The 13,719-nt window shown below is 51.6% G+C and carries 7 protein-coding genes; all 7 read right to left on the reverse strand.

Annotated elements, in window-relative coordinates:
* Position 1: 1 nt before the first annotated feature.
* Positions 2-2,206: a DUF1588 domain-containing protein gene (locus tag R3B84_18130; GenBank protein MEZ6142481.1), complete on the reverse strand. Its 2,205-nt coding sequence runs from the start codon at positions 2,204-2,206 to the stop codon at positions 2-4.
* A gap of 112 nt (positions 2,207-2,318) precedes the next feature.
* Positions 2,319-3,341 (reverse strand): prenyltransferase/squalene oxidase repeat-containing protein, encoded by a 1,023-nt coding sequence (locus R3B84_18135; protein ID MEZ6142482.1) that lies wholly within the window; start codon positions 3,339-3,341, stop codon positions 2,319-2,321.
* Positions 3,342-3,374: 33 nt separating this feature from the next.
* On the reverse strand, positions 3,375-6,965 hold the full coding sequence (locus R3B84_18140; GenBank protein MEZ6142483.1) for a hypothetical protein: 3,591 nt from the start codon (positions 6,963-6,965) through the stop codon (positions 3,375-3,377).
* A 221-nt stretch (positions 6,966-7,186) separates the two neighbouring features.
* Complete coding sequence (locus tag R3B84_18145; protein ID MEZ6142484.1) at positions 7,187-9,106, reverse strand: hypothetical protein; 1,920 nt, start codon at positions 9,104-9,106, stop codon at positions 7,187-7,189.
* A 35-nt stretch (positions 9,107-9,141) separates the two neighbouring features.
* On the reverse strand, positions 9,142-9,720 hold the full coding sequence (locus R3B84_18150; GenBank protein MEZ6142485.1) for a hypothetical protein: 579 nt from the start codon (positions 9,718-9,720) through the stop codon (positions 9,142-9,144).
* A gap of 17 nt (positions 9,721-9,737) precedes the next feature.
* On the reverse strand, positions 9,738-11,486 hold the full coding sequence (locus tag R3B84_18155; protein ID MEZ6142486.1) for a hypothetical protein: 1,749 nt from the start codon (positions 11,484-11,486) through the stop codon (positions 9,738-9,740).
* Positions 11,487-11,501: 15 nt separating this feature from the next.
* The gene (locus tag R3B84_18160) at positions 11,502-13,706 is read right to left on the reverse strand and encodes a BatA domain-containing protein (protein MEZ6142487.1); all 2,205 of its coding nucleotides are present in this window, start codon (positions 13,704-13,706) and stop codon (positions 11,502-11,504) included.
* Positions 13,707-13,719 lie beyond the last annotated feature (13 nt).

The raw sequence follows: 13,719 nt of genomic DNA on the forward strand, positions 1-13,719 counted from the left end.
CTTATTTGTCCTTGTTGGTAGATAGCTGTTTGGTTGGTGTTTTTGTCGTGACGTTTGTACGGTACAGGAATGCTTCGCTGGAAAGCAACTCGATCACCAGTGCCTTCATGCTTCCCTGACTGGCTCGATATGCCCGGTGGGCTGCCTGCAGGCTTGGTCCATCGCCCAGGTTTTCATTACGGGCCAGCCAGTACCGAAATGCATGGCGAATGAAAACCTGTTCCACATACTCTGATTTCGCCAGTCGATGGATTAATGCAATTCCGTGATCAACGTCGCCAGACACTGTCTTGATTGTCGGCTGATCGCCAGAAATCAGATCGATTCGCCCATGGGCAGCGACGGGAACAGATCGGAAAATTTCACCCAGTGGCTTCCCTTTTTTATCTTTGTTGGCAGCCGTTGCTTGCAGATCGACCACTGGTTCAGTGGTGCGGTAGCGCCCATAATGGTCGTACATTTCAAAAGTCAGTCCCAGGGGGTTCATCAATTGGTGGCACTTCCAGCAATATTCCTGCTGGGTAACCATCATCCGCTCACGTAACGTCTTTTCTGGTGCGTGTGGCAGTTGAGCATCTACCGTAATGGGGATATCAGGCACCACGCCTCCTAACAGGCGTTCGCGAATCCACTTCCCACGATGAATCGCGTGATTGTCGTCGCTTGTGGACATCGCCACTAACCACGAAGGCTGGGTCAGGATGCCCGCCCGCTGGTCTTTGGGCAATTCCACTGGTTGCGAAGTGGGAAAATCGGTCAGGTTGTACGATTCGTAAATACTTTTGCCGGGTAACTTGACTTCCTTACCCACAAATTTGGCGGGATTTTTCTTTTTCTCTTCCTCAAACTTCTGGATCGCCTCAAGGCGTTTTTTGCGGGTGTCCTCAGCGACAGAGGCCCCCACAAAACTGCGGTTGGTGGTCAGCAGTTCCAACAGCACATTTTTGTCTTCTTTCAAAATCAGTTCAATCAGCCGGTCGGTATCTGCCACCAGAATACGGGCATCGTGCTGGTTATTCTGTTTGGGATCTTTGAATACTTCATCAGCAGCCTGGTAGCCGAAGTATTCATGAAAAAATCTCATTATTCGAGATTTTTCCACTTTCGGATCGTCCCACAATTTCTGAATCGCTGCCTGAACACCTTCACGCGTTGCCAGTTTTCCTGCGGCAGCGTCTGCCAGTAACCATGCGGGTGGGCGGGAATCGGTCAGGCCATAATTGATCGCGTGGGCAATTTCCATTGCTGAAAGGCGTACTTTTTCTGCGTTCAGTTCGGCGGTGGCACCCAGTTCATAGCGAAAAATTGCTTCTGGCAGCAGAAAAACTGCGGCCAGCGTATAGCGAACACCCAGATCTGTCCCCGCAGCTTTGACATTTTTCTGCATCAGTGCCAGGAATCGCTCCAACTCGTCCACTGGGGGGGGGCGTTTCAACACCATCTGAAATTCCCATCGAATCGCCGTTTCATAGGTTGCATCGCTGACCGGTGTGCGTGGATCGAAGCACGCCAGCACTTCTTTGGCCACGAAACCAACGCCTTTTGGCACACCCGCCTCCAGTCGATAGGCGGTCTGCCGGTTGACGATTGCCAGAGCATTCCGAATCAGCATCGCGGTGACAGGTTCATCGACAAGTGGTGCTCCCATATCGCGGAAATTCTGATTGGAAGTAGCGGTAAACGGCTGAGTTACTCCGGGCACATTTTTACCCACTTCTGCAAGGAAGCGGGCATAAATTTCCGGGCTGAGCCGTCGAACACGTGGTGCGACTTCAAAAGGGGCTGCCTGCTGCGGGTCAAACAGCAATTCATGTGGCACCAGATTGCCATTCACCTGCTGTTCCCGTTTGGCAATGGAGATGCCCGCACGTTTCATTTCCTGTTTTAACCAGCCGAGGATCAGTTTTTTCTGGTGGGCAGATAGCTGGGCTTGCGATTTTGGCGGCATCGAACCATTGTTCAGTTTTTGATCCACCATGGCCCAGCGTGCCGCTGTGCCGCTGGTTTTCATATTGGCGGCCAGTTTCACCAGATTCAATTCACCCGAAGCCTTCTGATCGTTGTGGCACTGATAACAGAATTGTTTCAGCAGTGGGGCGACCGATTCTTGAAATTGGGACATGCTGGCATTTTCCAGTACTTGTTCATCAGCTTGAGAAGTCTGAAGCAAGCCAAGAAAAATGATCAGCAGCACAATTTTTCGCATCGCACACCCCCCACCAGCAAGTGGAACAATCACTGACACATTACGATAGGCAGTTTGTGGCAAAAATTAGGCAGAAAAAGTGGCTTGGGAAGAAAAAATGAGAATATTTTCACTATCGCTGAAAAATGGGCAGATATTCTGCTGGAACGGACAGGGCAATCACAGCAATGGCTGTTTGATACACGGTACCTGCGGAATGCGGCTCACTTTTGCTCCAGTGACCGTCACTTTGCTGCATTTTCAGGAACTTATCGGTAATGGTTGCATAATAATCCTGCCAGTCTTTCCCGCCCACCTGGTGCATTGCGTGGCAGGCATAGTAGTGGCCGTACCAGAAATGTTCTCGTGGGTCTTTCATGTTCTGTTTCAAATAGGTGACCGATTTACCGATATTTTTCTCATACTGACCACAAAGTTTCAGCACACAAATACCAGCCGCAGTACGGGCAAAGCCAGCGGACCCACTTTGAGGCATGTAGAGGTAACCGCCAGAGCGGCTGTCATAACAGGAATCGATATACTCCAGTGCTTTGTCGAGTGTTTTGTCGGGCACGTGCAAGCCACTGTCTTTGGCACCACGAAGTGCCATCACCTGCATGATGGTGACAGAAATATCCGCACCACTGGGTGATGGGGAGTAGCGCCAGCCACCATTAGAACTCTGGCTGCGAACAATCAAATCAACGGCCTTCTTCAGCACTTTTTTGAGGTCTTCATCGCCACCTTTGTTGCTGCCAGACATTCCCCATGCTTGGGAGAGAGCCAGTGTCGCCATGCCATGGCAATACATATTTCCACCACGGGCACCCACCAGGTAACCATCCCCATCACGCGAGGATGCCACCAGAAAACGGATTCCTTTAGAAACTTCAGGTCCGTATTTCCCTTTATTGGGCACATGTCCCTGGGACATGAAAGCCATGAGTGCATACCCAGTGATTGCGGTGTTGTTTGGATAACTGGGTTCACTCCAGGAACCGTCAGAGTTTTGGCGCTTGGCCAGCCACTCCAGTGCTTTATCCACTGCTTCCTGAGTCTTCTTTTCAATTTTGGGATGCTCGAATTTGTCGTCGGCACTCACTGCACCCGAACTTACAAGCAAACAAATCATGCCGATGATTACTATTCTCACCATTTCATCCTCTGCGAATCCCAAATCGAAACCAGATTACTTTTTCATCGGACCGCTGGGAACGGCTGATTTACCGCCAGCGACATTCATGAAGTACTGGCGAATCATTGTGCCATATTCCGGTGGGAGAGACCCACTGAGTGCCTGCATGATCATTTCACGCTGACGTGGGGGAAGATTAATGAAGGCACCATCGCCTTTGACATTATTCAACTGGGAAGGATCATTTTTCCCGCTGCCATCTGCGACGCGGTTGCCCTGGCCTTTGCTCTGATTGTTTTCCTGGCCTTTACCATCCTTACCTTGGCCCTTGCCCTCACCCATGCCTTCGCCCATCCCCATTCCCATGCCCATACCTTGGCCTTCACCCATGCCCATACCTTGGCCTTCGCCCATCCCCATTCCCATGCCCATACCTTGGCCTTCGCCCATCCCCATTCCCATGCCCATACCTTGGCCTTCACCCATCCCCATTCCCTGCTGGGCCTGAGCAAGTTGTTGAGCAGCCTGTAAGGTGTTGAGTGCTTGTTGCAACGATTGCTGTGCCTGTTGTTGCGATTGCTGTGCCTGAGCGGGTGCACCTTGCTGCAGCGACTGTTGAGCCTGAGCTAACTGCTGAGCAGCTTGACTGAGTTGTGGGGAAACCGCTGCAGGTGCCTGTGCCTGAGCTTGTTGCAATGCAGCCTGAGCAGCAGCAGTGGCCTGCTGCGATTGCTGCAGTGCCTGCGTCGCCTGGCGAATCTGGTCCTGTGCTTTTGCTAATTCACCAGCATTCTGAGCTTGCCCAGGTTGTGGTTGTCCCTGCATTGGCTTACCTTCCATCGGCTGACCCTGCATCGGATTCATCCCCATGGGTTGACCCTGCATTGGCTTGCCTTCCATGGGCTGCCCCTGCATTGGATTCATCCCCATAGGTTGACCTTGCATTGGCTTGCCTTCCATTGGTTGACCTTGCATCGGCTCACCCTGCATTGGCTTACCTTCCATCGGCTGACCCTGCATCGGCTTGCCTTCCATCGGCTGACCCTGCATTGGCTTGCCTTCCATCGGCTGACCCTGCATTGGCATGTTTTTGGCAGCTTCCTGCAATGCTTCAACAGCTTTATCCTGTGCTTCCAATGCCTTTTGCAAATCCCCTTGCTTCAATGCTTCTGCTGCTTGTTTGGCAGCTTCTTTTGCTTGTTCCTGATTCAATTCAGCAGCTTTCTGTGCCACTTGTTCCTGTAGCTTCTGCAGTTCGTTCGCCAATTGATCCATGGGCTCACCCTGCATTGGTTTGCCTTCCATCGGCTCACCCTGCATCGGCTTGCCTTCCATCGGTTGGCCCTGCATTGGATTCATTGGCTGACCATCCATTGGTTTCATCGGCTGGAGTTGCTCCTGGGCCTGACGTGCCAACTCTTGAGCCTGTTGAGCCTGATCCAATGCTTTTGCCAATTGATCCGCTGCGTTTTCGGGGGAGACCTGATTCGGCTGGAGTTTCGCCTGATCGGCGGCCTCTTCTGCCTTCTTCTTCGCTAACTCATCCTGAACTGCCTGTTGAGCTTTCTTTAGATCTTCGGCAGCTTTCGCAGCATCCTTCGCACCTTCCTGTGGTTTCGCCTGTTCGAGATTATTCTTGGCGGCTTCCATTTTAGGCTTGGAATTTTCAATGTTCTTAGCCGCTTCTGGTGCCACTTTTTCCAGTTCTTTGCTCAGGTCAACTGCTTTGGGCTGGATTTCACCCTGCTGCTTGGCAAGTTCCTTCGCTGAAGGCATCGGATCGGTTTTTTCACCTGGTTTGGGATCAGTCTTTTCGCCAGGCATCGGTTCGCCGTTCTTCGGATCGGTTTTTTCACCTGGTTTGGGATCAGTCTTTTCACCAGGCATCGGTTCGCCGTTCTTCGGATCGGTTTTTTCACCTGGTTTGGGATCAGTCTTTTCACCAGGCATCGGTTCGCCGTTCTTCGGATCCTGTTTGGCGAGTTGAGCTTCATCAGCAATTTTGCTTTCCTGCTTGACCAACTCGTCCAGTTTTTCCGCGGCCGCTTCCAGTTTAGCAATATCCTCTTTGCGTTGTTTCAAATCCTTGGCCAATTGCTCCAGGGCAGCCTTGGCCTGTTGAAGATCTTTCACCGCCTGATCCTGGTTTTTCACCGCATCAAGACCCTTTTCATCTTTCAGGGCGTCGGTGGCTTTTTCCATGGCCTGCTTCGCTTTGTCTAATGCATCTTTGGCGGGAGCATTATCAAGCAAAGGCTGTTGTTTCAGCTCTTCCGTTTTCTGGGCCAGCTGTTTCTGTTCCAGTGCCAATCGTGGCATCTGTTCTGTTTTGGTTCCCTTGGTTTGCTCGGTTTGTTCACGAGTTTTGGTTTGTTCCTTGATCAGGTCTTCCACTTTCTTCAAAGCAGATTCAACCGCAGCCAGGGGATCCGATTTTTTCTTCTCTTCTTTAGCAAGTTCTTCTTCAACTAACTTGCGAGCATTTTCCAGTTTTTCGAGTGCAGATTCCTGTGGTTTCTGCGCTTCGGTGGTATCCCGTACGGTATTATTCAGGGCTTCCTGAGCCTTTGCCATTTCTTGCTGCGATTCTTCGATCTTCTTCGCAATTTCTTCGGCAATATCTTTCGCAATATCTTTGGTATTATTCGCTTCAAAGTTCAGCTTTGCCTGCTCCCGTGCCATCGAGCGACCATGCTGAATCATCGCCGTCAGTCCAAAGCTCCGGCGGTCCGGTGTGGGCTGTTTCTGGGTTTCTTCGTTCAGAATCTTCTGAGCTTCAATCTGCTTATCCAGTTGATCTTTTATTTCCCGCAGGGCGGCGGCGGCATCCACCGGACCACGCAGATCGTGGGCCAGTTCCATCAGTAAATCAGCTGCTTTGTGCTGATTGACGGCGGCAGCATTTAACTCATTTTCTTTTAATAATTTCTGTGCCAGCACTTCCAGATCGTCAATTTTCCGCAGTTTGCTTTCCGCATTCGCTTTCAGCAATCGTGCCTGCTGGTCTTCCGAAAGTTCGCCCGCAACTTTTTTCAACTGCTGACCCAGCGAGGAAATATCCCGCTGCAGATCGGACTGCTCATCGGCGAGTTCGATGTTGCTATCTACAGCCACACCCGTGCGTCGACTGCCGGATCGGCGAATGGTATCCAGTGCCATTGATGCAATCCGCAGATTGTGCTGGGCTCGCCCCATCCTCTCGAACCGCTCTGCCGCCTGATCGAGGGTGCGGATCGTGTCGTACTTTGCCAGCAAGTCCTTCAAAGTCACAATCACTTCGCGGTGCTTGTTGTAGGCCTGCAAACTGGCAGCATTGGCATTCTTCTCATCCGGTGCGGTCACCGACTGCTCCAACAGCTTGATGATTTCGTTCATTTGCTGCTGACTCAGCCCACGCAGGGTAGTCACGGCATCGGCGAGCAACTTCTGTTCGTCAGGTTTGCTGAGCTGGTGGTAGCTCATGAAGCGGGTCATGGCACGCAGACGACGAGTCACCTGTTCTGTCTCTTCTTTAATTCGTCGTTGTTCTGCAGCCTGCTGGTTCACACTGACTTGATTTGGCTGCTGGGCGAATCCCAACGGTGCGAGTGCGGCTAACAGGAAAGCTGCGGCAGAACGTTTGGCCCATTTACTACGAACAGACATGAACAACCTCGTTTATTAAAGAGTACAAGACTCGGCACGATCACGGTTATTGGCGTGGCACATGTTCCAGGAGGGTTTCTTCCATGCGCACGAGTACACCCAGCCAGAAAATTCTGACTGTTGTAGATATATCGTTGCTTGTCCCCGCTGAATTTGCAATGGCAAAATACCCGCCTTGTTACGAATTCTTTACAATTCCACTCTGAATGATGAAAATATTCTCATGGAAGCGATTCTCTGTGGAAAATATCCCGTTGTTTTTTCTCCAGATCGCGTATCTTCTCTTCCGTCTGGCGAATCTGGTCTAATCGAAGTAACACATCGGTGGCACTGAGAATTTCTTTCATGCGGGTTTCCGACTGCCCAGGTGGGCGAGAGACTTTTCTCCCACCTGGCAGGGTAACCAGGGCCGGATTCCGGTCAAATACTTCCACAAAGTATTCAACACGATCCCCGATCTGAAGTTTCTGTTCCGAACCGTTCACCAGTTTGGTAACTTCGCCAGTATTGAAATCGAATCGGCCCCCACCTGACAAATAGCTGGGGATTGCCACTGGATCGAGCGATGGGATCGGGTGAAATTCGACCTGTTCTCCTTCGCTGGTATTCATGAACGCACCTGTGTTGGGATTAAACGACCCAGTCTTTTCCGTGGCAGCGATGGTGCTCAATGGGAAAATTCTGAAATTACTCTCATCATTGACGCGGTAGCGAAGTTGTGCTTTGCCCACACCGTTGGGTGACCGGCACAGATAGGCAATCGGAATTTTCCCACCCAGTGGGATGGGTAATCCTTCAATAATATCTTCTTCAGAAGTACGATCAAAGCCCAGTAGATATCGTTCCGGCAACAAATTCACCACCGGTGGGTCATCGGCAGCAATCTGAATCCCACGGGCAGGTGGGGTGGAGTTGTCAAAACCGTAAACATCTTTCACCACCACCCGGTAGCGGACCAGTTCCGGGCGGAGCAAAAACTGACCAGATGCGGTATACTGTGTCTGCCCCACCGCTTCAGCAACTTCATCAATATTCAGCAATACTTCTTCCAGCGGAACTTCCCGAGTGCCATCATCGCTGCGACGATAGAGCACCAGCACGGCTTCAGATAGTTTCTTCTGGGCGGTAATCCGGATTCGGGCCTGCGAAGAAGGCAATCCGATAATTTCCCCTTGGGTCTGATAAGATTCGTACGGCTTGCCGGACGGGGTGACACCCAGAAAGCCCGGTAATTGCACCCAGGCATCAATCTGGCTGACCACGGGTCGAGGTTCAAAAATCACCTGATGGTACGATTTGGTTCGCCCATCTCCAATCCAGGCACGGTGGGTGAAATTAATGGAAGAATGCGGAATTTCGGCACGGAAGATCTTTGCCCCACCTTCCTCGCGTTCGAAAGTCAACTGGTAACGATCCGCGGGTAACCCATCAGGTTTCACCCGCAGGCGACCCACTTCCTGATCGGAAATTTCGCCTGTCACACGATAGCGAATAATGACCTTATCGCCCGCGGCCCACAATTCCGGCGTCAGGTTTTCCAGTTGGTTGGTGCGTGGGATGTCCTGTGAGCCAAAAAACTGTCGTTTGACCAGAATTTCTAATGTTTCAGGTCCGTGCCAGATCAATAATGCAGCTAACAGCACCAGTGGAATGCTGATACAGGCGGCGGCCCACTTAAAACGCCGAATATCGGCAAATTGTGAAAATCGGTGTTGTTGGGCCAAAGTCTCAGATTCATTGGTCAATTGTCCCAGCAGTTCCACCGACATCCCTGCGCGGGCTGCCTTATCTTCCGATAATTGAATGGAGGTCACTAAACGGTGGCCAAAATCCGGAATTTGTTCTTCTACCCGGCGTGCAAGCAGAATCAGATCAGGTGCCTTCAACCAGGGTAATACCAGCCAGCGATAGGCGAAATAGCCAAACAACATGATCTGCAAGACTGTCAGCGGATTGCGCACCCACAAACGTGGGGTTTCCATCGAGCGGTCGACGATCCAGTCAATGGTAGTGGTAATGGCAAGCACTGCCACCACTAATGCAAGGAAACGTGCTGCACCCCAGGCCACATGGCACAACCGTTCCCGATGTTGCAGAGCCTTAAGTTTACTGAGGCCAACTGTAGGTAATAATACATTCATTGCGATGACAACTCTTGCCTGGCGTTGGTGGTCTGCTAACTCATGTTACTAAACTTGCGGATAATCCACTCCATCGTGAACAGCCCCACGATAATACCCCACACCAGCCAATTGGACCATAACAGGATTTCCTGTCGGCGGGACTGGGGAACTGTCTGAATCTGGATTGCACCAGCCATTTCATGCAGGCTTTCTTCTCGATAGAATCTTCCAGCAGATTTTTCCGCCAAGGCACTTAATTCGCGATAATTCATCGGACCTGGTGCCATTTCATGATCAGGCGGCAGGGTCACGCGATATTCCAGCACCGCATCCTCTCCCCCACTTCGAACCGTGAGGCGGTAACGACCTTGCTGGTCGTTGGGCAGGTTGGCGATGTAGTCCCCAGGCTGATTGGGCACCGCATTCAGGACTAATGATTGATTCCGCAATCCTTGTCCGTCCAGTTTTTCCAGCTTACCAACCACCCGTTCATCGGGCAGTGGGCGAAATTCCGGGGTGAACAGTCGGGCGTAGATGGCACCTGGTTTGCCGAATATCGCCTCACCGCCCGCAACCGAAAGTTGAGCGGAACTGGCACCCACAGCAGCAGGTAAGCCAATGGAATAGGCCACCTGACCCCAGAATCGCTCTAGGTACTTCTCCCCTTCGTTGTAACGCCAGCGATTTCATCGGTGCCGATAAAGAGCACCAGACCCTTACCATAATATTGGGTGGCCATCAGTGGCATGGGGGACTTATCTTCCAGTTGATCTTTGGGATGGACCACGAGATCAATTGCCGCTGCCCGCAGTTTTTTCACAGGATAGTACCAGTACCACCCGGGCAGTTCATTCCAGGTGTTTTCACTGATTTTCCGGTCATCATCCAGCATCATCATCGATGCACGCTTGCCAATTTCTGTCAGTTGTGGCTGATATTCAATCGGTCGTTTATCCACCAGACTGAACTGTTCGCTTTCCACTTCCACGGGCAGCAATTCTGCCAGTGTTGTGTTCACCCAGGTGGCGGGTGCGGCATTCAGGCCGGCAATCGCCACCAGGCCACGCCCTTCTGACACAAAATCGCGAATCCAGGTACGTTGATCGGAGGTGAAATAATTTGCATCCACATCGCCAATCACCAGCATGTGGTAAGAAAACAAATCTTTTCGTTCATCCGGGAAGTTGGGTCGGAACGGAGCACCCGCTTCCAGGGCACGGCGGTCGCCACTGGTAATGATGAACGTGGGTTCGATCCGTCGATCCCGCAGGAAAGACTGCATCAGAAACTTGAATTCCCAGCGGGGTTCACTTTCGATAACCAGTACACGCACCTTTTGATCGATTACCTTGACCGGTTTCGAAACCTGGTCGGTGTAGACTTCATCGCCTTGCACCAGTTTAATGCTGGCGGTGTATTGCTGCTTCCCAAGGGTGTGCTGTTCTTTCGACAGGATAAACGAAAGCGTTTCGCTGATATCGTCGCCATCTTTCACCGGGACACGCTTGGTGGCAACCACTTTGTCGCCAAGTTGAACGGTTAATTCCAGTTCCCCGGCCTGGATCCCTTTGGCGCGATAGCGAAAGGGAACTGTAATCGTGTCATCAAAAAATAATGTATCGTTTACTGGGGCATCTTTTAATTCCAGATAGCCTGTACCCGCACCACCCACACCATAAATGTGCAGCGGTACCTGAAGGCGGGCTGCTTCGCGGGCAAGTTCTTCCCACTGGGTTTTGCTGAAATTATCTCGGCCATCGGTGGCAATGACGATGGCGGATGGTAATTCCATGGAATCCCGATCCAACAATTGGCGGGCCGTATCCAGCATGCTGGTATTCGGGTCTTTCGCATCCAGCGACGAGAGCCAGGCAATTTTTGCATTGTCTGGCAGGCCACGCAGCCTGCTGCCAAACAGATATGGTTGCAGTGGGGCTTTGGCGCGAATCGATTCCAGCAGTTTTAACTGTTCATTGGCCAGTGCGCTTTTCAGCAATTCGATTCGTGGCAGACTGCTGGAAGACAATAACTCCCCAGGTGCCAATTCCAGACCATGATCCGGTTTTAATTTCCCAGCCGCAATTGCCACTCGCACACGGTCTTCCGTGGTCCGTAAAGGATCAATCTGGCTCATACTTTGGGAATTATCCAGCAGCACTGCTACCGGGCGGGTTTTCTTGATGGTAATATTTCCCACCCATACCGGCTTCAACAAAAGCAGCAGCAACAGGATCAACGTTAATGCACGCAAGGTTCCCAGAAGTATCCGGCGGTTTCGGCTGATTTTCATCGATTCTGTGCGATATACCAGCACAGAAATGGCAATTGCCACCGGGATCAGCAAGATCGCTAACCAAAGAGGAAACGTACCACGTGTTACGATCTCGGCAAATAGCATTGGTCAACAAACTCCTTACCAGGCTTTCCCACAGAACCATGCCCAGCCCGCTTCAAAAACCGCCAGTATCAATAACAAACCCAACGCCAGCACCGTCCACTCATTGCGGTTGCGTATCGATTCCACTTCCACATCCGGTGCCAGACTGTCTTTGATGTGCTGTGGGCGAAAACCAAGCAACGTATCAATCTGGTCTTCCGGCATCGCGTCAAGTGCCTGGTACTCTTCCGGGTCGGCAATTACCGCAAATCTTGCCCCACCTTGCTGATCATCCTGCGGCAATATCGTATAGATACCTGCCAGCGATGTATCCCCCACGGTGAGGCTGGGTTCCGGCTTGCCCAACAGTTGCCGCTCACCATCCGGTCGAATCACTTCGTAGGGAATATTCACTACTTTGGGCTGGTAGGCAATCGGCTTGCCACAAATCAGGTTGTATGTCTGGGCCGATCGTTCAATCAGGTGGGTCATGGCACCATGCACAAACGGCTGGAAGGTCAGGTTGGTTGCAAAATAACCCCACTGTCGGTCTGCAGAAGTGGTCAGCAACAATACCTCACCCAGCCGCAGTTGTTTTGATAACAAAGCAGGCATATTATTGTTGTAACGCAACATTACCTGTCCGGAATTCACATCGGCTGGTTCTTCCACTTCCACTGCTTTGGCTGTCTGGGCGTCTCGAATCTGCAAAAAGGGATCATTGCTGGTCGAACGGAACTTGCCCAGGAACGATTGTAGTGCAATGCTGTTGGGGTCTGGAAAGATTGGCTGATCTTCCGGTGCGGTAAATATTGCCTTCATCGTTGCGGGCAATAAGTTGGCACCACCAGAACCAAGGACACGGTTGTAGATTTCTGGTACCGTGTTATCCCCAGTGGTAATCAGCAATCCATGACCTTCACCCACAAAGTCGGGCAGGTATTTCACAAAATCTTCCGGCACTGCGGTGGGGCCTTGCAACGGGCAATCAACCATCACACAGACATCCATACCGGTCAGATCACCTGCAGAAACATTGGTGGCCTTGATAATCTTTGGCTGAATGTGGTAATTGGGCCGCAATTCTTCCGGAATCGGTAACAGGGCGTGCCCAATGAAATAACTGGCACCCTTTTCTGGATCGCGGTCATCAGGTCGGCCGTCCACCACCAGAATTTTCACGGTATCACGCACCATGATCGCCTTGTCCAGGCGATTATCGTCTGCCAGCGAGTCAACTAAATCTACTACTTTGCTGTTACTTTCATCATTGCCGCCAGAGCCGATGGTGGCTGTTAATACCCGCCAGCCCGCTTTATCAATTTTGGCAGTCAATGTCACTGGCATCACTTCCCCTGGGCCAATTCGTTCCACCGGTTGTGAATCGGCAGTGGTCTCGGCCCCATCGACACGCAGACTGACCGTCAGGTTTCGCAGCTCTACGGTGCCCGTATTTTTCAGCGTCACAATAAATGGCAGGCGTTGTCGGGTGTTGGGGATATCGGTCTGAGTGCGGAGATCGATGATCGATACATTCCGCAGCTCATCTGATTGTGTGTGGATCAGGAAGAATGTGCCACGTGCTTTAATTTCTTCGCACTTCCCACGGATAGCCGCTGATTGATTTTCCCAGCCGGTTCGCTGCATATCGCTGAACAGGTAGATTTCTTTCGAAGCACCCTGGGTGCGATCCATCGCGATCAAAGCTTCTTCGAGTCCCGGCAGAAAATCTGTTGCACGCTGGGTGGCTTTCATATTCTGGATTAACAGGCGGGCCTGATCGAGATTTCCAGGCGAACGTGGGCCCATGCCAACCGCCTGATTGGCACAACCGATCACCTGCACAGTGGAATTGGGGGGCAGTTCATCAATTACCTTCAGGGCACGTTCCTTGGCAATGTCCAGCCGAGTTCGGGTGCCTTCGCGGGTATTCATACTGAAGGACAGATCGAACACAAAAATGGCATCGACCGACTGGCCACGTCCGGTGCCGGACATCGACGTACAACTCGTGGGGCGGGCCAGTGCTATTGCCAGTAACAGCAGCAGCAGAATGCGCAACAACAACAGCACGATTTCCTGAAACTTCAGACGACGACTGGTTTGTTCCATCGCCAGCTTCAGGAATTTCATGGCCCCCCAATCAATCGGCTTGTACCGTGCACGATAAAAAAAGTGCAGGATCAAGGGGATGCTTGCTGCAGCAGAACCGATCAGCATGAGTGGTGCCAGAAAACCCATTCGCGTTTCTTCT

Source organism: Zavarzinella sp. (assembly GCA_041399155.1).
Lineage (GTDB): Bacteria > Planctomycetota > Planctomycetia > Gemmatales > Gemmataceae > JAWKTI01.

Bases quoted from the DNA above. Each gene is read 5' to 3' on its own strand.
- R3B84_18130 (MEZ6142481.1), bottom strand. From the start codon at position 2,206: ATGCGAAAAATTGTGCTGCTGATCATTTTTCTTGGCTTGCTTCAGACT.
- R3B84_18135 (MEZ6142482.1), bottom strand. From the start codon at position 3,341: ATGGTGAGAATAGTAATCATCGGCATGATTTGTTTGCTTGTAAGTTCG.
- R3B84_18140 (MEZ6142483.1), bottom strand. From the start codon at position 6,965: ATGTCTGTTCGTAGTAAATGGGCCAAACGTTCTGCCGCAGCTTTCCTG.
- R3B84_18145 (MEZ6142484.1), bottom strand. From the start codon at position 9,106: ATGAATGTATTATTACCTACAGTTGGCCTCAGTAAACTTAAGGCTCTG.
- R3B84_18155 (MEZ6142486.1), bottom strand. From the start codon at position 11,486: ATGCTATTTGCCGAGATCGTAACACGTGGTACGTTTCCTCTTTGGTTA.
- R3B84_18160 (MEZ6142487.1), bottom strand. From the start codon at position 13,706: ATGGGTTTTCTGGCACCACTCATGCTGATCGGTTCTGCTGCAGCAAGC.